The 25,354-nt window shown below is 60.0% G+C and carries 20 protein-coding genes; 11 read left to right on the top strand and 9 right to left on the bottom strand.

All coding sequences use genetic code 11. From position 1 onward, the window contains the following. Positions 1-303 precede the first annotated feature (303 nt). From JBE38_RS11090 to JBE38_RS11120, 7 genes are all read left to right on the top strand, one after another. Positions 304-1,593, top strand: coding sequence for an MFS transporter (locus tag JBE38_RS11090; protein ID WP_090367914.1), 1,290 nt, complete (start codon positions 304-306; stop codon positions 1,591-1,593). Positions 1,594-1,850: 257 nt separating this feature from the next. After that, positions 1,851-2,840 carry a phosphate ABC transporter substrate-binding protein PstS gene (locus JBE38_RS11095; RefSeq protein WP_060756644.1) on the top strand — a complete coding sequence of 330 codons (990 nt, stop codon included), beginning with the start codon at positions 1,851-1,853 and terminating at the stop codon, positions 2,838-2,840. A gap of 429 nt (positions 2,841-3,269) precedes the next feature. After that, positions 3,270-5,303: an ABC transporter permease subunit gene (locus JBE38_RS11100; protein ID WP_198761146.1), complete on the top strand. Its 2,034-nt coding sequence runs from the start codon at positions 3,270-3,272 to the stop codon at positions 5,301-5,303. A 15-nt stretch (positions 5,304-5,318) separates the two neighbouring features. Beyond that, positions 5,319-6,989 carry a phosphate ABC transporter permease PstA gene (pstA, locus tag JBE38_RS11105; protein ID WP_060756646.1) on the top strand — a complete coding sequence of 557 codons (1,671 nt, stop codon included), beginning with the start codon at positions 5,319-5,321 and terminating at the stop codon, positions 6,987-6,989. A gap of 77 nt (positions 6,990-7,066) precedes the next feature. After that, complete coding sequence (gene pstB / locus JBE38_RS11110; RefSeq protein WP_060756647.1) at positions 7,067-7,900, top strand: phosphate ABC transporter ATP-binding protein PstB; 834 nt, start codon at positions 7,067-7,069, stop codon at positions 7,898-7,900. 71 nt (positions 7,901-7,971) lie between these two features. Then, positions 7,972-8,733: a phosphate signaling complex protein PhoU gene (gene phoU, locus JBE38_RS11115; protein ID WP_060756648.1), complete on the top strand. Its 762-nt coding sequence runs from the start codon at positions 7,972-7,974 to the stop codon at positions 8,731-8,733. A gap of 168 nt (positions 8,734-8,901) precedes the next feature. Beyond that, a complete protein-coding gene (locus tag JBE38_RS11120) occupies positions 8,902-9,810 on the top strand; it encodes a response regulator (protein ID WP_205344305.1) in 909 nt (302 codons plus the stop codon). Between the two features lie 156 nt (positions 9,811-9,966). On the opposite strand, the gene JBE38_RS11125 is transcribed toward JBE38_RS11120, so the two are convergent. From JBE38_RS11125 to phoB, 3 genes are all read right to left on the bottom strand, one after another. After that, entirely contained in the window at positions 9,967-11,307 is a 1,341-nt protein-coding gene (locus JBE38_RS11125; RefSeq protein ID WP_090367920.1) for a hemolysin family protein, read from the bottom strand. A 270-nt stretch (positions 11,308-11,577) separates the two neighbouring features. Continuing rightward, complete coding sequence (gene phoR, locus JBE38_RS11130) at positions 11,578-12,864, bottom strand: phosphate regulon sensor histidine kinase PhoR (protein WP_232965739.1); 1,287 nt, start codon at positions 12,862-12,864, stop codon at positions 11,578-11,580. Positions 12,865-12,944: 80 nt separating this feature from the next. Next, positions 12,945-13,634, bottom strand: coding sequence for a phosphate regulon transcriptional regulator PhoB (gene phoB / locus JBE38_RS11135; protein WP_003176964.1), 690 nt, complete (start codon positions 13,632-13,634; stop codon positions 12,945-12,947). 153 nt (positions 13,635-13,787) lie between these two features. On the opposite strand from phoB, the gene JBE38_RS11140 reads away from it, so the two are divergent. Continuing rightward, positions 13,788-14,165: a COG4315 family predicted lipoprotein gene (locus JBE38_RS11140; protein ID WP_090367923.1), complete on the top strand. Its 378-nt coding sequence runs from the start codon at positions 13,788-13,790 to the stop codon at positions 14,163-14,165. A 90-nt stretch (positions 14,166-14,255) separates the two neighbouring features. Here the strand turns inward: JBE38_RS11140 and ubiA are convergent, their stop codons facing one another. Together ubiA and JBE38_RS11150 are read right to left on the bottom strand one after the other, a co-directional pair. After that, on the bottom strand, positions 14,256-15,146 hold the full coding sequence (ubiA, locus tag JBE38_RS11145; protein ID WP_090367925.1) for a 4-hydroxybenzoate octaprenyltransferase: 891 nt from the start codon (positions 15,144-15,146) through the stop codon (positions 14,256-14,258). Next, on the bottom strand, positions 15,146-15,709 hold the full coding sequence (locus JBE38_RS11150) for a chorismate--pyruvate lyase family protein (protein ID WP_090367926.1): 564 nt from the start codon (positions 15,707-15,709) through the stop codon (positions 15,146-15,148). The genes ubiA and JBE38_RS11150 overlap by 1 nt, the downstream gene beginning before the upstream one ends. A gap of 195 nt (positions 15,710-15,904) precedes the next feature. Here JBE38_RS11150 and JBE38_RS11155 point away from each other — a divergent pair, with 195 nt between their 5' ends. From JBE38_RS11155 to JBE38_RS11165, 3 genes are all read left to right on the top strand, one after another. Continuing rightward, positions 15,905-16,072, top strand: coding sequence for a rubredoxin (locus JBE38_RS11155; protein ID WP_060756655.1), 168 nt, complete (start codon positions 15,905-15,907; stop codon positions 16,070-16,072). A 37-nt stretch (positions 16,073-16,109) separates the two neighbouring features. Beyond that, on the top strand, positions 16,110-17,258 hold the full coding sequence (locus JBE38_RS11160; protein ID WP_205344306.1) for an NAD(P)/FAD-dependent oxidoreductase: 1,149 nt from the start codon (positions 16,110-16,112) through the stop codon (positions 17,256-17,258). A gap of 191 nt (positions 17,259-17,449) precedes the next feature. Further along, complete coding sequence (locus tag JBE38_RS11165; protein WP_003213368.1) at positions 17,450-17,725, top strand: HU family DNA-binding protein; 276 nt, start codon at positions 17,450-17,452, stop codon at positions 17,723-17,725. Positions 17,726-17,830: 105 nt separating this feature from the next. Here the strand turns inward: JBE38_RS11165 and JBE38_RS11170 are convergent, their stop codons facing one another. From JBE38_RS11170 to JBE38_RS11185, 4 genes are read right to left on the bottom strand one after another with little or no spacing between them, the layout of a single operon-like run. Beyond that, positions 17,831-18,430 (bottom strand): hypothetical protein, encoded by a 600-nt coding sequence (locus tag JBE38_RS11170; RefSeq protein ID WP_090367927.1) that lies wholly within the window; start codon positions 18,428-18,430, stop codon positions 17,831-17,833. A 19-nt stretch (positions 18,431-18,449) separates the two neighbouring features. Continuing rightward, positions 18,450-22,904: an RHS repeat-associated core domain-containing protein gene (locus JBE38_RS11175; RefSeq protein ID WP_235863206.1), complete on the bottom strand. Its 4,455-nt coding sequence runs from the start codon at positions 22,902-22,904 to the stop codon at positions 18,450-18,452. 12 nt (positions 22,905-22,916) lie between these two features. After that, a complete protein-coding gene (locus tag JBE38_RS11180; RefSeq protein WP_090367929.1) occupies positions 22,917-23,351 on the bottom strand; it encodes a DcrB-related protein in 435 nt (144 codons plus the stop codon). A gap of 15 nt (positions 23,352-23,366) precedes the next feature. Then, positions 23,367-25,307, bottom strand: a complete 1,941-nt coding sequence (locus tag JBE38_RS11185; protein WP_090367931.1) for a type VI secretion system Vgr family protein — start codon at positions 25,305-25,307, stop codon at positions 23,367-23,369. Positions 25,308-25,354 lie beyond the last annotated feature (47 nt).

Genomic DNA, 25,354 nt, shown 5'->3' on the forward strand with positions numbered 1-25,354 from the left:
ACAACGTTTTGGCACAGCAGCCCCTCAAGACAGCGGGTCTGGCGCTTGCAAGGGCCGAGTATATCGGGACGATTGCGCCGCGACGACCACCCGACGCTCATTTGGTCGGCAATTAGCGTCTGTAATGCGGCTTTTTCCGGCAACTGTGCTTCTTATTGCGGTTAAAGCGTATGAACAAGGAATATTTCGCCCATTGAAGTGTTATTCGGCGGACGCTGTGCTTTTCCAAGCGATTTGCTATCTTGCCAAACCCGATGCAAGTCCCGGGCTTGCCGTTCTGATTACTATAAGAGAAGCCTTGCCATGTCCTCCGTGCCCGCAAGCAGTGCGCAACCTTCGCGCCCGCTGACCCGCAACGACTATAAAACGCTGTCGCTGTCTGCCTTGGGCGGGGCGCTGGAGTTCTACGACTTCATCATTTTCGTGTTTTTCGCCACCGTGGTTGGGAAACTGTTCTTCCCCGTCGACATGCCTGAATGGCTGCGCATGCTGCAGACTTTCGGCATCTTCGCCGCGGGCTACCTGGCACGCCCGCTGGGCGGCATCATCATGGCGCACTTCGGCGATTTGCTGGGCCGCAAGAAGATGTTCACCTTGAGTATCTTCATGATGGCCGTGCCGACCCTGATCATGGGCCTGCTGCCGACCTACGCGCAGATCGGCCTGTGGGCGCCGCTGCTGTTACTGCTGATGCGGATCATCCAGGGCGCTGCGATCGGTGGCGAAGTGCCGGGCGCCTGGGTGTTCGTCTCCGAGCACGTTCCGCCTCGGCACATCGGCTACGCCTGCGGCACCCTGACCAGCGGCCTCACGGCCGGTATCCTGCTGGGCTCGCTGGTGGCCACGGCCATCAACACGATCTACAGCCCGGAGCAGGTCGCGGATTACGCCTGGCGCATCCCGTTCCTGCTCGGGGGTGTGTTCGGGCTGCTGTCGGTATATCTGCGTCGTTGGTTGCATGAAACGCCGATCTTTGCCGAGATGCAGCAGCGCAAGGCCCTGGCCGCCGAGTTGCCATTACGCGCAGTGCTGCGCGACCACCGTGGCGCCATCGTGCTATCGATGCTGTTGACCTGGTTGCTGTCGGCCGGCGTCGTAGTGGTGATCTTGATGACCCCGACAGTGCTGCAAACCCTCTATCACTTCAGCCCGACCGTGGCCCTGCAGGCCAACAGCCTGGCCATCGTCACCCTGAGCCTGGGTTGCATCGCCTCCGGCGCCCTGGCCGATCGCTTCGGCGCCGGCCGCGTGTTGGTCAGCGGCTGCGCACTGCTGCTGGCGACCTCATGGACGCTGTATCACAGCCTGCTTGCCCATCCCGACTGGCTGTTCCCGCTGTATGCCTTGACCGGTCTGTTTGTCGGCACCATCGGCGTGGTGCCCTACGTGATGGTGAAAGCCTTCCCGCCAGTAGTGCGCTTTAGTGGGTTGTCATTTTCCTACAACGTCGCCTATGCCGTATTCGGTGGCCTGACGCCATTGGCGGTGTCGTTGCTGATGAAGGAAAGCCCGATGGGCCCGGCCTATTACGTTGCTGTCCTGTGTGTGATGGGAATGGCCGTGGGCGGATACCTGTGGAAGCGCGGGCGCTGAGCTATCGATGAGCCGGTGGCGAGCAGGCTCGCTCGCCACCGGTGTTCGAGCAACGATTACAGAGTGTTTCTGAAACATCACCTCAAAAGCTTCAAACTCCCAACGCGAACCCCGTATTCATTGAGTTTCTCCTTTCTGTCAGCTTTTTCATGAATGCTGGCCTTTCATCTAATTGTCATATTCCAGACATAGAGTGTTCACACGGCCTACTGATACTTGGCCCCGATCCAACTATCCCTATCTGCTAGGAGCAAGGCATGAAACTGAAACGTTTGATGGCGGCAATGACTTTTGTCGCTGCTGGCGTTGCGACCGCCAACGCGGTGGCCGCTGGTGTTGATCCGGCAATTCCGGCGTACGTCAAGACCACTGGTGTGTCGGGCAACTTGTCCAGCGTCGGTTCCGATACCTTGGCCAACCTGATGACCCTGTGGGCCGAGGGTTACAAAAAGGAATACCCGAACGTCAACATCCAGATTCAAGCCGCCGGCTCCGCCACCGCGCCACCTGCGCTGACTGAAGGCACCTCCAACCTGGGCCCGATGAGCCGCAAGATGAAGGACACCGAACTGGCTGCCTTCGAGCAGAAGTACGGCTACAAGCCAACTGCTATTCCGGTTGCCGTGGATGCCCTGGCGGTCTTCGTACACAAGGACAACCCGATCCAGCACCTGACCATGGAACAGGTCGACGCGATCTTCTCCTCGACGCGTCTGTGCGGCGCTAAAGCCGACGTGAAAACCTGGGGTGACCTGGGCGTGACCGGCGACCTGGCCAACAAGCCAGTCCAGCTGTTCGGTCGTAACTCGGTATCCGGCACTTACGGCTACTTCAAAGAAGAAGCCCTGTGCAAAGGCGACTACAAGCCGAACGTGAACGAACAACCAGGCTCGGCTTCGGTCGTGCAGTCGATCAGCTCCTCGCTGAACGGCATCGGTTACTCGGGCATCGGCTACAAGACTGCAAGCGTGAAGACTGTTGCCCTGGCCAAGAAAGGCAGCACCGACTTCATCGAAGACAGCGAAGAAAACGCCCTCAACGGCAAATACCCGCTGTCGCGCTTCCTCTACGTCTATGTCAACAAAGCCCCGAACAAGCCTCTGGCACCGCTGGAAGCTGAGTTCGTGAAGCTTGTGTTGTCCAAGCAAGGCCAGGAAGTTGTCGTTAAGGACGGCTACATCCCACTGCCAGCCAAAGTGGCCGCTAAGGCCCTGGCTGACCTTGGCCTGAAAGAAGGCGCCAAGTAAGCCTTCGGTAAAGCCGCCTTGAACCGGGTTCGCTCCACGGTTCAAGGCCCAGGCGGGGTCGGTAAGACCTGGACCTCGCCTCTTAATTTCTGATCCGCTGCAAGCCCTGCTAGCGGCGGATTTCTTGCGTCACTGCATTGTCATCTTTCTGTCATACAGGATCGCTAGGGTGTGCGCATGAATGATCTGGCCAATTCCACCATGACGACAACTTCTCCCCCCAAGCGCATTGATTTCAATACGCCTGAACTGCAACGCAAGCGCCGCCTTCGCGCGCTCAAGGATCGCCTGACCCGTTGGTACGTACTGGTCGGCGGCCTCGCCGTCCTCGGCGCCATTACCCTGATTTTCTTCTTCCTTGCCTACGTTGTCGCGCCGCTGTTCCAAGGGGCTTCGCTGACCAAGGAAGATGCGTTGACGCCTGCATGGATGCAGGACGCCGGCAAGCCGCTGATGATCGCCATCGAAGAACAGAACCAAGTTGCCATGCGGGTTTCCGACAAGGGCCAGGCGCTGTTCTTTGATGTACAGACCGGCGCCGAGCTCAAGCGTATCGACCTGCCGCTGCCGGCCGGCAGCCAAGTGGTGTCTATCGGTCGAGACCAGCCAGGCAGCCCGTTGGTGATCCTCGGCTTGTCCAATGGCCAGGCCCTGGTTTTCCGCCACACCTATAAGGTGTCTTACCCGGACGGCAAGAAAACTATCAACCCAGCCGTGGAATACCCCTACGGTGAAACGCCGATTGTCCTCGACGATCAAGGCCGCCCGCTGGAGCACGTCGCTCTCAACGCTACCGACTCTTCGCTGGTGGTGGCCGGTTCCGCCGGTTCGTATTTGAACGTGCTGGGCCTGAGCCGCGAAGAAAACATGATGACCGGCGAAGTGACCAGCGAGCAGAAGCGCATCGAGCTGCCGCAAATGACTGAGCCGGTGAAGGCGATCTTCATCGACCCGCGCCAGCAATGGTTGTATGTGGTCAACGGCCGTGCCCTGGCCGACGTGTTCAGCCTGCGCGACAAGAGCCTCAATGGGCGCTATAAGCTGCTCGAAGACGGCACCGCCGAAATCACCGCCAGCACGCAATTGGTCGGTGGCATCTCGCTGATCGTCGGTGACTCGAAGGGCGGCCTGGCCCAGTGGTTCATGGCCCGCGACCCGGATGGCGAACAGCGCCTGAAACAGATCCGCACCTTCCAGATGGGCACTGCGCCGATCGTGGAAATCACTGCTGAAGAGCGTCGCAAAGGCTTCACCGCCCTCGACGCCTCCGGCAAGTTCGGCGTGTTCCACAGCACCGCGCACCGCACCCTGCTGGTGGACCCGGTGGTGGATGGGCAAGGCCTGTTCGGCCTGTCGCCGCGCGCCAATCAAGTGATCGTCGAAGCTGGCGGCAAGCTGCAGCCGCTGTTGCTGGACAACCCGCACCCGGAAGTGTCGTGGAGCGCGTTGTGGAGCAAAGTCTGGTACGAAAACTACGACGAGCCTAAATACGTCTGGCAATCGACCGCCGCCAACACCGACTTCGAACCCAAGATGAGCCTGGCTCCGTTGACGTTCGGCACGCTGAAAGCCGCGTTCTACGCCATGTTGTTGGCTGCACCTCTGGCGGTTGCCGCAGCGATCTACACCGCTTACTTCATGGCCCCGAGCCTGCGCCGCAAGGTCAAGCCGGTGATCGAATTGATGGAAGCGATGCCGACGGTGATCCTCGGCTTCTTCGCCGGCCTGTTTCTGGCGCCGTATGTCGAAGGGCATCTGCCGGGGATTTTCAGCCTGCTGATGCTGCTGCCGATTGGCATCCTGGTTGCCGGTTTCATCTTCAGCCGCTTGCCTGAGTCGCTGCGCCTGCGGGTGCCGGATGGCTGGGAAAGCGCGATCCTGATCCCTGTGATCCTGTTCGTGGGCTGGCTCTCGCTGTACATGAGCCCATACCTGGAGACCTGGTTCTTCGGCGGCGACATGCGCATGTGGATCTCCCACGACCTGGGCATCACCTATGACCAGCGCAACGCCCTGGTCGTCGGCCTGGCCATGGGTTTTGCAGTGATCCCGAACATCTACTCCATCGCCGAAGACGCCGTGTTCAGCGTGCCGCGCGGCCTGACCCTGGGCTCACTGGCCCTGGGCGCCACACCGTGGCAGACCATGACCCGCGTGGTCATCCTGACCGCAAGCCCGGGTATCTTCTCGGCGCTGATGATCGGCATGGGCCGTGCCGTCGGCGAGACCATGATCGTACTGATGGCCACTGGTAACACTCCGGTGATGGAAATGAACCTGTTCGAAGGCCTGCGCACCCTGGCAGCCAACGTCGCGGTGGAAATGCCGGAATCGGAAGTGGGCGGCAGCCACTACCGCGTGCTGTTCCTCTCGGCGCTGGTGCTACTGCTGTTCACCTTCATCATGAACACCCTCGCCGAGCTGATCCGTCAGCGTCTGCGCAAGAAATACTCGTCGCTTTAAGAAAGGTAGAAGTCTGTGAAACAGAACTCCCTGAATGGATGGTTCAAGAGCGGCGCCCCCGGCGTCTGGATCAGCGGTGGCGCGGTGTCCATCGCGGTCATCATGACCATTGGCTTGCTGGCCGTGATTGCGGTGCGCGGCCTGGGTCATTTCTGGCCGGCTGACCTGATCCAGGCCAACTACAGCGTGCCCGGCCAGGAAAACCACATCGTCATCGGCGAAGTGGTGCAGAAGGAAGAAGTGCCCCGCGAGCGCCTGAAAAGCGCCGGCTTGCCGGTGCCTGACCAGGGCCCGGAATTCATGACCCGCGAGCTGATCAAGGTCGGCAACCGTGACCTGAACGGCAACGATTTCACCTGGATCGTCGGCGAGTGGTTGAAAGACCAGACCAAACCGGTCGAGCTGATGGCCATCGAGCGTCGTGAGTGGGGCAACTTCTACGGCACCCTGATCAACGTCAAACAGGATGGCAAGGTTGTCGCCGAAGGCGAGGCTGCGTGGCCTGAGCTGCAAGCCCGTGTCGAGCGCGTCAACAAGCTGGCTGCCCAGCTCAAGACCCTGGAGAAATCCGATATCGGCGCGATCAACGCCGGGTTGGAGCGCATCCGCCTGCACGGTCGCAAGCTGGAGCTGGAAGGCAAGCTCGACGCCACGGCCCAGGCCGATATGGAAGCGGGCCGTGCCGAGCTGAATAATCGCTATAAAGAGGTCGAAGCACGCCTGGCTGACCTGCACACCCAGTTCAACCGCGACAGCCTGACGGCTCGCGACGCCAACGGCAAGGAAGTGGAAATCGGCATTGGTAAAGTGGTACACGCCTACCAGCCGAACGCCATGGGTACACTGACCAAGATCGGTTTCTACTTCAGCAAGGTCTGGGAATTCCTCAGCGACGACCCACGGGAAGCCAACACCGAAGGCGGGATTTTCCCGGCGATCTTCGGCACCGTGATGATGACCCTGATCATGGCGATGATCGTGACGCCGTTCGGTGTACTGGCCGCGGTTTACCTGCGTGAGTACGCCAAGCAGAACACCCTGACTCGCGTGATCCGCATCGCCGTGAACAACCTGGCGGGCGTCCCGGCCATCGTTTACGGCGTGTTCGGTCTCGGTTTCTTTGTGTACGTCCTGGGTGGCTCGGTCGACCGTCTGTTCTTCGCCGAAGCCCTGCCGGCCCCGACCTTCGGTACGCCGGGCCTGCTGTGGGCCTCGCTGACCCTGGCGCTGCTGGCCGTGCCGGTGGTGATCGTGGCCACCGAAGAAGGCTTGGCGCGGATCCCCCGCACCGTGCGTGAAGGTTCCCTGGCACTGGGCGCGACCAAGGCGGAAACGCTGTGGAAGATCGTGCTGCCGATGGCCAGCCCGGCGATGATGACCGGCATGATTCTCGCCGTGGCCCGTGCCGCTGGTGAAGTGGCGCCGCTGATGCTGGTGGGTGTGGTGAAACTGGCACCGTCGCTGCCGCTGGACGGCAACTACCCGTACCTGCACCTGGACCAGAAGATCATGCACCTGGGCTTCCATATCTATGACGTCGGCTTCCAGAGCCCCAACGTCGAGGCCGCGCGGCCACTGGTGTACGCCACGGCCCTGCTGCTGGTGCTGGTGATCGCCACGCTCAACCTGTCGGCAGTGTGGATTCGTAACCACCTGCGCGAAAAATACAAAGCACTGGATAGCTGATCCGAATTGACGCGGACTCAATGTGGGGGCGAGCAAGCCGCTTCCACACAACGAATTGGTAGCACAGGGAGCATCCCATGCAACACGAAACCCACACCCACGGCATCAACATGTCGGCCCTGGGTCGCGACAAACAGAGCCTGAGCCTGGCCCAGGAAACCGTGGCCATCGAAGTACCGGGCCTGAGCCTGTACTACGGCGAGAAACAGGCGCTGTTCGACGTCAGCATGAACATCCCCAAGCAACGCGTGACGGCTTTTATCGGCCCGTCCGGCTGCGGCAAGTCCACGCTGCTGCGTACGTTCAACCGCATGAACGACCTGGTGGACGGTTGCCGTGTGGACGGCGCCATCAACCTTTACGGCAGCAACATCTATCGTAAGGGCGAAGATGTGGCCGAGTTGCGTCGCCGCGTGGGCATGGTGTTCCAGAAGCCGAACCCGTTCCCCAAGACCATCTACGAAAACGTGGTCTACGGCCTGCGCATTCAGGGCATCAACAAAAAGCGCATCCTCGATGAAGCGGTGGAGTGGGCCTTGAAAGGCGCTGCGCTGTGGGATGAGGTCAAAGACCGCCTGCACGACTCGGCACTCGGCCTGTCCGGCGGCCAGCAGCAGCGTCTGGTGATCGCCCGTACCATCGCCGTGGAGCCGGAAGTGTTGCTGCTCGACGAACCTTGCTCGGCGCTCGACCCGATCTCGACCTTGAAGGTCGAAGAGCTGATCTACGAGCTCAAGTCCAAGTTCACCATCGTTATCGTGACTCACAACATGCAACAGGCGGCGCGGGTTTCCGACTACACCGCGTTCATGTACATGGGCAAGCTGGTGGAATTCGGCGACACCGATACTCTGTTCACCAATCCGGCGAAGAAGCAGACCGAAGACTACATCACCGGTCGCTACGGCTAGTATCCGGTGGTTTCGATTGCACTGAATGCTGCGGCTCTCCGCACCTTACCGGACGTTCCAAGGACGCCAACATGATTAGCAAAGAAGGTCTTACCCATCACATCTCCGCGCAGTTCAACGCCGAGCTTGAGGAAGTGCGCAGCCACCTCCTGGCGATGGGCGGGTTGGTGGAGAAGCAAGTCAACGACGCCGTCACCGCGCTGATCGAGGCCGACTCGGGCCTGGCCCAGCAAGTGCGCGAGATCGATGAACAGATCAACCAGATGGAACGCAACATCGACGAAGAATGCCTGCGGATCCTGGCGCGCCGCCAGCCGGCGGCATCCGACCTGCGTTTGATCATCAGCATTTCCAAGTCGGTGATTGACCTGGAGCGCATCGGAGACGAATCCACCAAGATCGCCCGTCGCGCCATTCAATTGTGTGAAGAAGGCGAAGCGCCGCGCGGTTACGTGGAAGTGCGCCATATCGGCGACCAGGTGCGCAACATGGTGCGCGATGCGCTCGACGCGTTTGCCCGCTTCGACGCCGAGTTGGCGTTGTCGGTGGCCCAGTACGACAAGGTCATCGACCGCGAGTACAAGACGGCGCTGCGCGAGCTGGCCACTTACATGATGGAAGATCCACGCTCTATCTCGCGGGTCTTGAACATCATTTGGGTGCTACGCTCCTTGGAGCGTATCGGCGACCACGCGCGCAATATCTCGGAACTGGTGATTTACCTGGTTCGCGGCACCGACGTGCGGCACATGGGCCTCAAGCGCATGAAAGCCGAAGTTGAAGGGACCGTTGATCAAAACCCTAATGTTCCCGGCGAACCTGACGATAAATAAGGTTGCCCGAGAAATTAACGCCCGGCCTTTGGTCGGGCGTTTTTGTTTGTGGCTACAATTTTTCTTGCACAGCAGGAGCAATAAAGTCCTTCTGTGACCCGCGAGTTTTGGCAAAATGCTATCAGTCAGGCGTTTTGCGTGCCGAAGTTTCTATAGGATGAAGGGTCGATGAGTAAAGTCAGTGTATTGGTGGTGGACGACGCCTCGTTTATCCGCGACTTGGTGAAGAAGTGCCTGCGTAACTACTTCCCCGGGATCAAGATCGAAGACGCGGTAAACGGTAAAAAGGCGCAATCCATCCTGATGCGCGAGAGCTTCGACCTGGTGCTGTGCGACTGGGAAATGCCCGAGATGTCCGGCCTGGAGCTGCTGACCTGGTGCCGTGAGCAAGCGCACCTCAAGGCCATGCCGTTCGTGATGGTGACCAGCCGTGGCGACAAGGAGAACGTGGTTCAGGCGATCCAGGCAGGCGTTTCCGGCTACGTCAGCAAACCCTTCACCAACGAACAGTTGTTGAACAAGGTCAAGCAGGCTTTGCACAAGGTCGGCCGTCTCGACGCCTTGGTCGCCAGTGCGCCGACCAAGGTGAACTCGGCTTTCGGCAACGACTCCCTGAGCGCACTGACCGGCGGCAAGCCTGAGGCCGTGCGCGCAGCCCCTGTCGCGGCGGCAGCGCCCGCGCCAAATAAGGGCTTGCTCAACAGCCCCCCGGTACAGGCGCCGTCAGCAACGCCGACCGGTAACCGCGGCCAAGGCCAACTGCGACTGTCCAGCGGCAGCCAGCAATGTGTGATCAAGGCGCTGAGCATCAAGGAGGCGCTGCTGGTGGTGCGTCGCGGCGAAATCCTGCCTCAGGTATTGGAAAGCGCGGTACTCGACCTTGAGCAAGGCGAAAACGCCGAAGTCGCCCGCTTGAACGGCTACCTGCACGCTATCGTCGCCTACGAGCCCAAGCCCGACAGCGACTGGCTGCAACTGACCTTCCGGTTTATCGACCAGGATGCGCAGAAACTCGACTACATCTCGCGCCTGATCGCACGGGGTACGGCGCAGAAGCACTTCGTCCCGGGTGCGTGATTGTAGTGAGCGGGCTTGCCCCGCGCTGGGGGGCGAAGCCGCCCTAACTCAGGCGCTGAGTTTTCCCAGTTAAAATTGAGGTGCCTGGGTTTGGGGCGGCTTCGCCCCCCAGCGCGGGGCAAGCCCGCTCACTACAGGGTTTCTGGTGTGCAGGGGTTAATCCAGCAGCAGGACCTTGGCCAATACGATCTTCGGCCCCTTCATCTTCTTGATGATGATCCGCAAACCTTCCACTTCCAGCACTTCTTCCTCTTCGGGCACCCGTTTCAGGGTGTCGTAGATCAGGCCGGCCAGGGTTTCGGCTTCGATGTGGTCCAGGTCCACACCCAGCAGGCGTTCCACCTTGAACAGCGGGGTATCGCCGCGCACCAGCAGTTTGCCGGGCTGATAGGCGAGAATGCCGCGTTCAGCCTTGCGGTGTTCGTCCTGGATATCGCCCACCAGCACTTCGAGCACGTCTTCCATGGTCAGGTAGCCGATGACCTTACCGTCGGCTTCTTCCACCAGGGCAAAGTGTGCGGCGCCTTTGCGGAACTGCTCCAGCAACTGTGACAGCGGCATATGCCGCGACACACGCTCCAGTGGCCGGGTCAGTTCGGCCAGGTTGAACGACTCGGGGATGTGGTCCAGGGCCGCCAATTCCAGCAGCAGGTCCTTGATGTGCAGCAGGCCGACAAATTCGTTGCGCACCGCGTCGTACACCGGGTAGCGGCTGAATTTGTGGCGACGGAACAAAGCGAGGATTTCCTTGAGCGGGGCATTGAAATCCAGGGTGACCATGTCTTCCCGGGAGTTGGCCCAGTCCACCACTTCCAGCTCGCCCATTTCCACGGCGGAGGCCAGTACCCGCATGCCTTGGTCGCTCGGGTCCTGGCCACGGCTGGAGTGCAGGATCAGCTTGAGTTCTTCGCGGCTGTAATGGTGCTCATGATGCGGGCCGGGCTCACCTTGGCCTGCAATGCGCAGGATGGCGTTGGCGCTGGCGTTGAGCAGGTAGATCGCCGGGTACATCGCCCAGTAGAACAGGTACAGCGGCACCGCCGTCCATAGCGACAGCAGCTCCGGTTTACGGATGGCCCAGGATTTGGGGGCCAGTTCGCCGACCACGATGTGCAGGTAGGAAATCACGAAGAAGGCGGCAAAGAACGATACGCCCTTGATCACCTCTGGCGATTGCACGCCTACGGCTTCCAGCAACGGCTCGAGGATATGCGCAAAGGCCGGCTCTCCCACCCAGCCCAGGCCCAGGGAGGCGAGGGTGATACCCAGCTGGCAGGCCGACAGGTAAGCGTCGAGCTGGCTGTGCACGGTGCGCAGGATCTGCCCGCGCCAGCCGTTCTGGTGGGCGATGGCCTCGACCCGGGTGGCGCGCAGTTTGACCATGGCAAACTCCGCCGCAACGAAGAAGCCGTTGAGCAGTACCAGGATCAGTGCGAAAAGAATCATGCCGAAGTCGGCGAAGAGTGTAGCGAAGGTGATACCAGGGGAAGGGTCCATGATGGGGTTTTGCAGGTTCCGTGTGTTCAATAAGGGGTGGCAGGTGGGCCGCAAAGGCGCGTGCAAGTCGGCCAATGTAGCGGCTGGCGGGGCGCTTGCCTAGTGCCCACTGCCGGGTGGAGCCTGGAATGGCGCCTTCAAAACAGCACAATTGCAACTGTGGGAGGGGGCTTGCTCCCGATAGCCGTGAGTCAGTCGGTACATCTGAGGCTGATACACCGCTATCGGGAGCAAGCCCCCTCTCACATTGAGATTGGTGTCGGGTTTGAGTTATTCGTCATTTCCGACGAGCCGCGAGTGGGTCACCTGCGCTGGCGGGAAGTGGCAGGTGAAGGTGCTGCCATGCCCCAGCACACTGCTGATTTCCAGTCGTGCGCGGTGGCGCAGCAGCACATGTTTGACGATCGCCAGGCCCAGCCCGGTGCCGCCCGTGTTGGAGTTGCGGCTGGAGTCGACACGGTAGAAACGTTCGGTCAGGCGCGGCAGATGCTTGGCGTCGATGCCGATGCCGGAGTCCTGCACGCTCAAATGTGCGCCGTGTTCGTCGGCCCACCAGCGAATACGGATATTGCCTCCGTCCTGAGTGTACTTGACGGCGTTGAACACCAGGTTGGAGAACGCACTGCGCAATTCGCCTTCGCTGCCTTTGAGCAGCACCAGCGGGTCGGCTTCCAGGGTGATTTGCTGGCCGCGCTCGCCGGACAGGGCCTGGGCATCATTCTTGATGGTCTTGAGCAGGCTTTGCACGGTGACCGGGTGGTTGTCCGACGGATAATCGGTTGCCTCAAGCTTGGCCAGCAACAGCAGGTCGTTGAGCAGGGTCTGCATGCGTGAGCCTTGCTGCTGCATCTGCTGCAGGGCACGGTTCCAGCGTGGGTTGATCTCGTCGACATTGTCCAGCAACGTCTCCAGATAACCGCAGATCACCGTCAACGGCGTGCGCAGCTCATGGGAAACGTTGGCGACGAAGTCTTTGCGCATCTGTTCCAGCTGGTGGATGCGTGTCACGTCGCGCACCAGCATCAAGTGTTCGTTGTTGCCGTAGCGGGTCAAGTACAGCTGGATGCGTACGCGATCATTGGTGGGCGAGGGGATTTCCAGGGCTTCTTCGTAATTGTCCTGCTCAAAGTACTCCTTGAAGCGTGGATGACGCACCAGGTTGGTCACCGGCTGGCCGCTGTCCTGAGGCGTCTTGAGGCCCAGCAGGGTCTCGGCGGCGCGGTTCCACCACTCCAGGTTGCCATCGCTGTCGAGCATGATCACCGCGTCCTTGAGCGCGGCGGTGGATTCCTGCACCCGGTCGATCACCGCTTGCAGGCGCCCACGGACCCGTTGGTCGCGGCGTTGCAGGTGGTAGATGCTGTCGAACACCTCGCCCCACAGGCCATAGCCGTCGGGTGGTGCTTCATCAGGTTTGTGTTGGCGCAGCCATTCATGCAGGCGTAGCAGTTGTTTGAGGGTCCAGCCCAGGTACAAGGCCAGGCCGACGGCCAGGCTCCAGCCGTAATAGCCGCTGATCAGGCCTACCAGCAGGCAGCCGGTGATCAGCAAAAGCATGTGGCGGATCAGGGTGCCATGCCAGTTCTGGTTCACTTAAACATGCGTCCTTGTCAGCTGTTCAGGAAATTCGGCGCAGCTCAACCTTTGGTTGAAAACCGATAGCCAGTGCCGCGCACGGTTTGTACCAGATTCTCGTAGGCATCGCCCAAGGCTTTGCGCAGGCGGCGGATATGCACGTCCACGGTACGTTCTTCCACATACACATTGCCGCCCCATACCTGGTCCAGCAATTGCCCACGGGTGTAGGCGCGCTCCTGGTGGGTCATGAAAAACTGCAGCAGGCGGTACTCGGTCGGGCCCATTTCGGCAGGCTTGCCGTCAATGGTCACGCGGTGGCTGATCGGGTCCAGCAGCAGGCCGCCGACTTCAATCGGCGCTTCGCCATCGGTCGGGCCGGCGCGGCGCAGTACGGCCTTCAGGCGCGCGACCAGTTCCCGTGGGGAAAAGGGTTTGGTGATGTAGTCATCAGCGCCTACTTCCAGGCCCTGAATCTTGTTGTCTTCTTCGCCCTTGGCGGTGAGCATGATGATCGGGATATCCCCGGTCAGTTCATCCCGCTTGAGACGGCGGGCCAGCTCGATGCCGGAGGTGCCGGGCAGCATCCAGTCCAGCAGGATCAGGTCCGGCTTGCGGTCGACGATAATGGCATGGGCCTGCTGGGAATTTTCCGCCTCCAGACAGTCATAGCCGGCCATTTCCAACGCAACGGCGATCATCTCGCGGATGGGCGCTTCGTCGTCGACGATCAGAATGCTCCTGCCAACCATGCCTAAATCCTCTTGTCATTTAACTGTCTTGCGCCGCATTAGATAACGGAATTATTGCAGTCGTGTGACAGTAATTTAGTCGCTTGGGCAATTTGCGTCGCTCTGGGCTACGCTTTGGGGCCGAATCCTGACAACCACAAAAGGAAGGTTCCGATGACTCAAAGTACGTTTTCCTGGAAGGCCCTGCTGGTCACGGCGGCGTTGACGTTGCCGACTCTGGCATTTGCGGCGGAGCCGGCGATGACTAAAGACGGCATGCTGGTCGACCACAAGGGCATGACCCTCTACACCTTCGACAAGGACGCTGACGGCAAGTCAGTGTGCAAGGACCAGTGCGCGACCAATTGGCCGCCGTTGAAGGCGGAGTCCACCGACAAGTCGATGGGAGACTGGACTGTTATTACCCGCGACGACAATTCCAGCCAGTGGGCCTACAAAGGCAAGCCGGTCTACACCTACAAGGATGACCACAAGGCCGGTGACAAGACCGGTGATGGCAAGGGTGGGGCATGGCACGTGATCAAGCCCTGATCAAGCGGTGCTTCTGAGACCTTCGCGAGCAAGCCCGCTCCCACATTTGAACGCATTCCAAGTGGGGGAGTGGGCTTGCTCGCGAAGGCGTCATCGAAACGCATAGTCGGCCACAATCCCGACAAATATCGCCAACCCGGCCCAGTGGTTGTGCAGGAACGCCTTGAAGCACTTCATCCGGTCCCTGTCCCGGGTGTACCAGAACTCCCACGCAAAACAGCCCGCCGCCGCCAGCAAGCCCAGATGGAACCAGCCCCCCAACTCGAACCTGGCGCCTGCCAGCAACAGGCAAGCCAGCGACAGGCCCTGCAATGTGAGGATGATCACGCGGTCGGCATCGCCAAACAGGATGGCCGTGGACTTCACGCCGATCTTCAAGTCGTCGTCGCGGTCGGTCATGGCGTAATAAGTGTCGTAACCCACCGTCCACAGCAGGTTGGCGATGTACAGCAGCCATGCAGTGGCGGGCAGGTGGCCCGTCTCGGCGGTGAACGCCATCGGCATACCCCAGGAAAACGCCGCGCCCAACACCACTTGCGGGTAATAGGTGTAGCGCTTCATGAACGGATAGCTGACCGCCAGTGCCAGGCCGCCCAGCGACAACCAGATGGTTGTAGCGTTGGTCAGCAGCACCAGCAGGAAGCTGATCAGCATCAGGACCGCAAAGAACACCAGGGCCTCTTTTGACCGGATCTTGCCGCTGGCCAACGGACGTTGCGCGGTGCGCTTCACATGGCCGTCGACCTTGCGGTCCGCCCAGTCATTGATGACGCAACCGGCAGCGCGAGTCAGGGTCACGCCAAGCACAAAAATCACGATGTTGGCCAGGGACGGCGAGCCCTTGCCGGCGATCCACAATGCCCACAGCGTCGGCCACAGCAGCAGGTAAATGCCGATGGGCTTGTCCATGCGGGTCAACTGAATGAAATCCCAGGCCCTGGGGTTCAGGTGGTTCAAGGATTTGAGCAGACGTTGGTACATCAGCAGTTCTCCGGATGGTCATGCAACGCATGCCAGAAGCTGGGCAGGAAGACTTCCGCGACCAGCACGCTCAATGGTCCGCGATCGAAGCGCGAGCGGCGGCCCCAAAGGCCATCGGCCTGATCCGCAGTCGGCAGCCACTGGCTGGGGTAGTGGCACACCTCAATGGCCTGGCGGACGAAAGCGTGGTCGCAGAACAGTAATTCCCCCAGCGAGCGGCTGCCCAGCTCATCCATATGCAGGCCGTCGCCTTGCAGGGCACTGCGCGCCGCCACGCTACGGGCGAACACCCACGGCTGACCATGACCGCGCAGATACACCTCGCGCACCCAGCCGACAGTAGCGGCCGGCAAGCCCAGCGCCACACATTCATCATCACGCAATGGCTGCCAGCCCTCGAACAACGGCGTCACGCTGAAACCGTCGTCGGACAGCCGCGTCAGCCGCCGCGTCAGCGAATCTTCATTGAACAGCCAGTTGAGGGTCAGGGGCGCGGGCACTGGGCTCAGAAGGCTCTGGGGCAGCCATTGGCAAGCATCGGAAGGGGCGATTGAGTGCGGCACGGTGGGTCAGTATTGGCAGCAAAAGAGGCGGCGAGCTTACCATGGCGTCCTGCACTTTTGCCGGGGTGAACCGGCCCCATGCGTCGATCATGCTTGCATCTGCCGGCCCCGATCAGTACAAAACGCCCTGAGCCGCACGGCAACGTGGGTCTATCGACCGTCGGCCAAGATGCCTGGACCCTGAGGAAGCAAGTGATGAAGAAGTGGCAATGTATAGTTTGCGGCCTGATTTATGATGAAAAAGACGGCTGGCCGGATGACGGAATTGTGCCGGGTACCCGTTGGGAAGATGTCCCGGAAGACTGGCTGTGCCCGGACTGTGGCGTAGGCAAAATGGATTTCGAAATGATCGAGATCGGTTAATTCTCAGTTTCAAGAAACCTACTGCAAGGAGAAGGGAATGAACGCACCTGTCGTGATCATCGGCACAGGATTGGCCGGTTACAACGTGGCCCGGGAGTTTCGCAAGCTCGACAGCGAGACCCCATTGCTGCTGATCACCGCGGATGACGGGCGCTCCTACTCCAAGCCCATGCTCTCCACCGGCTTTGGCAAGAACAAGGAAGCCGATGGCCTGAGCATGGCTGAACCCGGCGCCATGGCCGAGCAACTCAAGGCCGAGGTGCGTACCCACACCCGCGTCAGCGGCATCGATCCGGGCCACCGGCGCCTGTGGATCGGCGAGGAAGCGGTGGCCTATCGCGACTTGATCCTGGCCTGGGGCGCAGAGACGGTGCGGGTGCCGGTAGAAGGCGATGCGGCTGAGCTGATTTTCCCAATCAACGACCTGGAAGACTACGCACGCTTTCGCGCCGCAGCCGCCGGCAAGCGCCGTGTGTTGCTGTTGGGCGCCGGTCTGATCGGCTGCGAATTCGCCAATGACCTGATCCTCGGCGGCTATGAAATCGACCTGGTGGCGCCGTGTGAACAAGTCATGCCGACCCTGTTGCACCCGGCGGCGGCCGCAGCGGTGCAGGCTGGGCTGGAAGGCCTCGGCGCACGCTTCCACCTGGGCCCGGTGCTCAACCGCTTGCAGCGCACGGCAGATGGCCTGCAGGCCCATCTGTCGGATGGGGAAGTGGTCCACTGCGACCTGGTGGTTTCGGCCGTCGGCCTGCGCCCGCGTGTCGACCTGGCCGCCGCCGCCGGCTTGCAGACCAACCGCGGGATCATGGTCGATCGCTATCTCAAGACCTCTCACGCCAACATCTACGCCCTGGGCGACTGCGCCGAGGTCGATGGGTTGAACCTGCTGTACGTGATGCCGTTGATGAGCTGCGCCCGCGCCCTGGCCCAGACCCTGGCCGGCAACGCCACCGCCGTCAGCTACGGGCCGATGCCGATCACCGTGAAAACCCCGATCTGCCCGTTGGTGGTGTCACCTCCGCCAAGGGGCACGGAAGGCGTGTGGAGCGTTGAAGGCCAGGGTGCCGACATCAAGGCATTGTGCCGCGACGGCGACGGCCGCCTGCTGGGTTACGCGCTGACCGGCAGCGCCGTCATGGAAAAACTGGCCCTCAATAAAGAGCTTCCGCCATTGTTGGCGTAAATAGCGGTCGTTCTGTCGGAATCAGCACGTTCCTACCCTCAGAAAGGTCGTCGCGAGGCTGGCGGAGCGTGCGAGGGCATGCCATCCTCACTCCCGTCTGCCGCAGAGTAGAGCCTGCGGCGCCTTGGGCGCTGCTCCGTAAGAGAGCAGCACGGACATAACAACAAAAAACCGTCAAAGAGGCTTCACATATGCGTAAACCAGAACTCGCAGCCGCCATCGCTGAAAAAGCGGATCTCACCAAAGAACAGGCCAACCGCGTCCTCAACGCCGTTCTCGAAGAAATCACCGGCGCCCTGCACCGCAAGGACAGCGTCACCCTGGTGGGTTTCGGCACCTTCCTGCAACGCCACCGCGGCGCCCGCACCGGCAAAAACCCACAGACCGGCGAACCGGTGAAAATCAAGGCGAGCAACACCGTTGCGTTCAAGCCGGGCAAGTCGCTCAAAGACAGCGTCAACCCGTAATCGCGAGGCCGTCTGAAGGGAGGCGGGATAGAAAAAATGGGCACGCCGACTGGGTCGGGTGCCCATTTTTGTTGTGCTGTCTACTAATTCGACCTCAGAGCGGCCTCATCCGTAGAAGTAATCAAAAAAGTGTGTGAAGTTCTCCTCACCCAGCAGCGGGCTGACGTCTTTAGTGAGCAGTTTTACGAACTTGCTGGAGAGCTCATCGTCGTCATTGTAGATGTCGAAGATGTCGAACTTGCCATGAACAATCTCGATGGTCTTGGCGAATGCCAAAAGAAAGTCAGCGAGGGAGTCGGCAATTTTGAATGGTTCGACGGCGTCATAGCTCGCCAATATAGGTGTACCAAGACTCCCAGTGACCGCGATAATCGGCTTACCGCCGCCAATATCGTCCATGAGCACGAGATATTGGGCAGGCCAGTTCCCATTCAGCTGTGTCTTGTTTGACTCACCTGCCCACTTATAACCCACCTGACCGTCTTCAAGCGTGCTCAAGCTAAAAAAACAGATGGGTGTCAAACCAGTTTCAACCTCAACGTCAATCGGCTCGAAATTATCAAAGAAATAGTCAGTTTCAGCCGAACGCGGCAAGGACTGCGGCCATTTGGCGTGCGCTTGGTTGTTCTTTTCGAAGCTACCTTCAATATCAAATTTCTTGTGGACACGGCGCAATTCTTTAAAGGCGTTATCAAGGGCGCTCATCTTCTTCTCCAATGCAAATCTATTTACCGCAGCCGGGCTTAGTCCCGGGCGTTCTAGCTCGATCGATCAAGCGACCTTTGCCTGAGTTGGCGTAATTTTTCCTGTGGCCTTGGGGACTGTTCAAATGCTCGTCCACTCCACTTGGGTGTTTCGCGTTCTGTAAGAAGACAATGTTGCGTGGGTCACCTTTCCAAGCTTTCCCCAGCGCACCGTTGCCTTCGACGCTGTTGATATGGTGGCCGGTGTATCCTGCCTTTGACATCTTAGAGTTCAAGCGAGCGTTACTCTTAGTCTCTAGAATCAGTTTGCGTTCTTCTGGCGTCCAATTTCTAGAGCCACCGCCACGGGAAACGAGATCTCGCTCTTCGCCCCAGGCCCTGTTAATTGCTGTGCCACGGCCACCCGCTTTAGGAGTTACAGAGGCCTTGGGCTTGTAACGTACCAAATCTTCTGGATTTAAGCCGTAAGGGTCTATCCAGGTCAGTGGATTTGTCGAATACAGGTAGAGATTCAATCCGCCTGCGAGCCCAATCGGGTCGGGGGTTGTGAAACGTCCGATGTCAGGATCGTAGAAGCGGAATATGTTGTAGTGCAGGCCTGTTTCCCTGTCCAGATACTGACCTTGGAATCTCAGGTTTTGCTCTTCTATGAAGTAAACTTCACGCGTTTCTTGAACGGTGTTCCCCCATACCTGATAGCGAGCCTGCCAGACAGTTTCACCGTCTGTCTCTGAAAGCAGCTCGGGCAGCCCGTTGAGATCATTGTGGTAATAGCGCACCTTCTGCTGGGCGCCTGTTCCGTCAACCCGAGCCAGGGGCTCATGACTTTCGTCACCGTAAATGTAAAGACTGCTCTGCGCGTGCTTGTGTTCTTGCAGCAAGCGCAGCCCGTCCCAAATGAATCGGGTTTCGCTCAGCAAATGGCCGTTTGCGTCGTGGGTGGTCTTGGCTGTTCGTCGACCCAAGGGGTCGTAGGTCATACGGACGATTGATTGCTGCCCACCTTGCTCATTTCGCACTTCTATCAGGCGATGTTCGGCGTCATACGCGAAACGCTGGACGCCGCGTTTCGCACTGCGTTTCTCGATCATCCGTCCGAAACCGTCGTAGCAGTAGCGTTTGTCCTGATACGTCAGAAGCTTGTTGTGCACCACCAGCCCGGCACCAGGGGGCGGGCCATCAAGGAGGTTTGCGGCCGCGTCGTAGAAATAAGTCTCGTGCTGTGCCACGAGATCGTCTTGGCTGGCGACCACCCGGTCGGTTGCGTCGTAGTGCAGCAATTGTCGACGCTGATCACCGGGCTGTTGCTCAAGTTTGCCAACCAGATTGTCAGCGGGGTCGTATTCAAATTGTTTTTGTACTAAGCCTGGAAGCACAGATGCCCGTGTTACCTGGCCGCGCTCGCGGTAGCGTAAGCGGCCGCAGCGATCATAGTGCTGGCGTGTACTCAGACGTCCCTGGGTACGCAGTACTTCCCGGTGTAAACGATCCCGCTCGAAATCACTGATGACATGTCCATTGAGATTTATTTGATGCAGGTGCCCGCTGCCGTAATACAGACGATTGAGCCAACGCCCGTCCGGCAAGCGGGTTTGGTTGAGGTTTCCCAACTCGTCGTAGTGATGTTGCAGCGTTCCCTCAGAGCTTTTCTCTTCGATGGGTTGGCCAAGCGCGTTATAAGTGAAACTGACGGTGTGTTGTCGGCCGGCCTTATCGGTAAACGTGACAGCCTTGAGTTGATCCAGTACGTCGTAGCTGTATTCTGTTCGTCCATCATCGGTAACCTTGGCTACCAATCGCCCTGACGCGTCGCGTTCAAAGCAGTGCACGATCGACGGTTCGGGCGCTGCGGATACCAATGCCATGCCACTACCGTGCGGAGCTGCGACTGCTTCCATGCGCGAAATATTGTTAAGTGTGTCGTACTGATAGCGACGAACGCTGCCATCCAGGTCTTGTTGCTCGATTACCCGATCGTTGGCATCCCACACGAAGCGGTATCGTTCACCGTTCTCATTAGTCAGTGCTTCCAGACGACCATAGCTGTCATATGCAAAGTTGATCTGGCGACCGTGCGCGTCGAGGCGCTGGCGCACTTGTCCCTGGCGATTGCGCTGATAGTGTGTGGAGTGTCCGGCGAAGTCGGTATGTGCGATTAACTGTCCGCTGGTGTCGCGTTGGAAATACTCAATACGTCCATCTGGAAGTTGGGTACTCAACACTCGACCCTGTGCATCGTGAGTAAACGTTGTACGTTCACCCAGAGCATCGGTAATGACCTGCAAATAGCCACGGTCGTCGTAGCTGAAACGCGTGGGATAACCCGAGCAGTCGATGTGCTCGACCAGTTGCCCGAACGGGTTCCAGCGCAGCTTTTTGCTTTTGCCGGTGGCGTCGATGATTTCCACGACCTGGCCGTGGGCGTCGTAGCGGTAGCGGGTGACGTAGCCCAGCGGATCGGTTTCGGCGATGCAGTTACCGCGCGGGTCATAGCGGTATTGCCAGCTGTTGCCGGCCGCGTCGGTTTCCACCAGCGGCAAGGCCCAGTGGTCCAGCCACAACATCGAATCGCTACGGCCCAACGGGTCGGTCTCGCCGATCAGGTTGCCGCTTTCATCATAGCTGTACTCATAGCGGCCACCCTGTGGGTCGGTGGCACTGAGCAATTGGCGTTCATCGTTCCACTCAAACAGCCACGTTTGCCCAAGGTTGTCGCTGTACCGGATGATCTGATGCTGAGTGTTCCAGTGGCGGGTGCTGACGCGCTGCAGACCGTCGGTAATACGCGTGGTACCCGCCTGCAAGTCATAGTCGAACTGGTAGGCATCACCGTCATCGGTCCAGTGTCGGACCACCCGCCATTCCAGGCCCTCAACCAAAGCCCATTCATAAAAGCAACGCAACCCCGTAGGCAGTTGGTGCTCGACCATTCGCTGACCGGTGTCGTAGGTGAAACGACGTTGAACCTGGCCGGCTGCATCACTGACTTCAATCAGGTTCCCTGCCGCGTCAAAGCCATAGCTGACGAGCACTTCTCGACGCTGGTCGGGATACAGGCGTTCGATTCGCGCCAGACGGCCCTGATTGCGGATCAACTCAACCTGCACCAGATCGAAGGTGTCGCGTAGCCGCACCAATTGCCCGGTGGTGTCGTAGTCGATGTGGATACGGTTGTCGTTGCGGTCCCCGAGCTGAGTCAGGCGCAGCAGCGACGGGTTGGCAGAGGGTTCGAACAAGCGGTACAGGCCGTCATCACTTTCGATCAACAACTGCCCATTGAGGTGTCGCCGCACCGCCAGCCCTTCACCCGCGCTGAACACCGCACCACCCAAGGGAATGGCGCCCATGTCGATGGGGCGCCCTTGTTCGTCGGTATACACCAGCGTTTCACCACCGTCGGGATGCGGCCGGATTTCAACGCATACCTCGTAGGCCACGCTCCAACCAGCGCCGAACAACCCGCCACGGCGTTCGTCGCGGCTGTTGTAGAACCGTTGCCAGTCAATCGGCAGGATACCTGGCAGCACGAAGTCCAGTTCGTCGCCGTCGCCCAGCACTTTTGCGCCGGTGGCGGCGTGCACCGGGTTGGACGAGCCCAGCGCTGCGTTAGCCAATGCGCCCATCGCACTGCTGACAGCCATAGAGGCGGCGCCGCCGATAATCATGCACGGCAACTTGCTGAAGAACTTGCCCTTGCCGCCCTTGAGCATCAACAGCGCCGTTACTGCCAGCCCGACGCCGGGTGTTTTACCGCTGCGAATTTCTCGCACCACCACCGAGCCGCCACCAATGGTCACGTTGGAGGAAATCAGCCCCGACGACACCACTGTCGCATCGCACGTACTGCGGTCACCACTGCGCACCGCCGGTTGGCCATTGACCGTGACTTTCTCCGAACCTTCGGCCAGAAACTGCGGCGGCATCGGTGGGTGCTTCATGCACGTGACAAGGTCCAGCGGCTTGGGCACGGCGCCTGGGGCGGGTGTCGCCACGGTGGGCCGCCACATCTGCGAGAAGAAACTCTCGGCCATGTCCAGATAGCTGGTTTCTGGTTCAGGCGTGGGTTCTTCCAGTTCGGTGCCGGCGGGGGCGACATGTGAGCTGATCGCCCCGGCAGCCCGGGCGGCGGGAATGTTGTTGGTCAGCGTGTTGGTGGAGCCGGTCAGAATGTTGGCCTGCACCGTGGGTGGGAATAGCGCGTTGCTGAAGCTGTCGCATAAATTCGTCAGGCCTTTGTCCGCCCCGGTCTTGCTCATGGCCAGGCCGACAATCGTGCCCACTACCGCACCCAGCAGGAAGCAGCCGAGCCCGCCGGTGGCCACGGTAATACCGGTGGCGGCCACCACGGCGGCGGTCGCGACAGCGGTGATCGCGATATTGGCCGCCACCTCCAGCACCCCGCCGAGAATGTCGGCCATCATCGAAGTGTGGGTCAGTGCATCGCCCATGCGGGCTGCCCATAACGCGTCAGACATACCGGCGGCTCATCAGGAAATAGCGTCGAACGACAGCGTGTTTTTGATCAAGGCCCAGTGCGCCGCTTCGGCATCCCCCAGCTTTTCTGCCTTCACATAGCTCAGCGCGAGCATCTTGCGCGTGCCTGGCAATACCAAGGCCAGCTGGTACTGGAACACCTTGTCGTTGCCCTTATTGAACTGACTGCGCAGCTCGATGGCCTCCACTTCTTGAGACGCCCCCAGGCGCACGTTGACGCTTGGCTGGCAGCGCAAGTCCTGCACCTGTTTTTCCAGGCGCTTGAGCTGGTCGTCAAAGTTGCTGTGCAGGGTCTCACCGTCGGCCAGCAGGCTGCGGCTGACGATCAAGGACGTTCCCAGCTCAGGGAACTTGAGGATATTGATCGACGCGTCCTGCAGCTCGCCGGCCGGCAGTTGAAACTGGAATTCGTTGATGCGGTACGTCATGGCAAACAGGTCTCGTCAGGAGCTTTTAGGCGTGGGGAACGCGGCTTTGATATTGGCGTCGATGCCGGCTTTTACGCCTTGGCCATCGGGTGTGGCGCCGGGGCCGCCGCCGTTGTTCAGGTGCAGTACGCCGCCGGTGTTGAACTCGGCATCGCCGCTGGCATAGAAGCTGATCTGCACGCCGGTCAGGTTGATCTGCCCGCTGGCGTTCAACTCCAGGATGCTTTCGCCGCAGACCAGGCGCAGGTTTTCGCCCACTTCGATGACGTAGCTCTGGCTGATGCTGTCGGTCTTGCGCTGGCCGACCGAGAGGATGTCCTCTTGCTTGACGATGCGCAGGCGGTTATTGCCGATGGTCACCGTCTCGTTGTGGCCGATGCTTTTATTGCGGTCATGCCCCACCGAATGGCTCTCATCCACCTCCACCACGATGTCTTGGTTACGCTCGGCATGGATATACAACTGCTCCAGCCCCTTCTTGTCTTCCATGCGGATTTCATTGAAGTTGGCCGGCGTGCCGCCCTTGCTCGAACGACTCTTCATGCCGCTCTGTGTGGCATTTTCCGGTAGGTCGTAGGGCACCGTCTGCTCGGCGTTGTAGACCCTTCCGGTGATGATCGGCCGGTCGGGGTCACCTTCAAGGAAGCTCACAATCACTTCCTGGCCGATCCGTGGAATCTGCATCGAGCCCCAGTTCTTGCCGGCCCAGGACTGTGACACACGAATCCAGCACGAGCTGTTTTCGTTGGATTGGTCATGACGGTCCCAGTAGAAGTGCACCTTCACGCGGCCGTACTGGTCGGTCCAGATCTCCTCGCCTTTGGGGCCGACCACCAGTGCGGTCTGCGGGCCTTTGACGATGGGCCGATGGGTGTTGGCCATTGGGCGGAAACTTTGCTGGGCGTCGATGCAGGTCAGGCTGCTTTCGAACTGCGCCGAACCCGAACCGCCGCCGCTTTCCAGACTTTCCTGATTGATGTAATAGCGGCAACCCACGATCAGGTATTCGCGGTTCTGGTCCTGGCGGCTGAAGCCGGTGAGGCTGAACAGGTGGCCCGAACCCAGGCCCCGCGCATTGCCGGCAAACTCGATCTGCTCGTGCAGGGTTTGCAGGGCTTCGATGCGGGTGCGTGCATAGTGTTCGCCGTCTTCGCTTTGCACGTAGGTGCCGGGGTAGTCGTACAGGGGGTAGTCGCCGGCGGTGTGCGGACGTGGCATCGCCGAGCGCACGTCGATACGGGCGCTGGGGCGCTGGAAGTCGTAGTCGTTGAGTTCCAGCGAGCCCGGCTGCACTTCCTGCGCCAGATGCCAGTTGTGCATATGGTCGCGTTCGCGCTGTTGTTCGTCCTTGGGGTAATACGGCACCGAGGCGTAGCCGGGCACCGTGGTGTGGGCGCCATAGGCGTCGGCCAAGACCAGCACATGGCGGTCCTGCTCGTGGCGGAAGAAGTAGTAGATACCTTCCTGTTCCATCAAGCGGCTGACGAAATCGAAGCTGGTCTCGCGGTACTGCACGCAGTATTCCCACTCGCGATACGGCCGGCTCAGGGCATCCTCGAAGTCGGAAAAACCCAGGTCGCGAAACACCTGCTTGATGATCTGCGGGATGCTCAGGTTCTGGAAGATCCGGCAGTCCGACGTACGGCTGAGCAGCCACAGCCACGGGCGCAGCGTCACCTGGTAACTGGCGAACTGGCCCTGGTCGATGTTCTGGCTGCAACGGGCAACGATGCCGTGGAAGTGTCGTTCGCCACCATCGGCCAGTTGCAGGCCCACGCTCATCGGCTTGCCGAGCAACTGGTTAAGGTCGATGTTGGCGTCCAGCGACGTCAGTTGCAGCTCGTAGTTGAACAGCCTGCCCAGCTCTTCGCCGCCGCCCATTTCATTGAGCAACAGTACATCCGGCCCGAGCGGGCTGGTGATCTTGGCCAGGCGTGAGGCTTGGTTAAAAAGCATCGGTAGTCCCGTAAATACCTTGATAACTGAAGAAACCGGTTCAACGG

The sequence above is a fragment of the Pseudomonas sp. ICBG1301 genome (genome assembly GCF_016918385.1).
GTDB lineage: Bacteria > Pseudomonadota > Gammaproteobacteria > Pseudomonadales > Pseudomonadaceae > Aquipseudomonas > Aquipseudomonas palleroniana.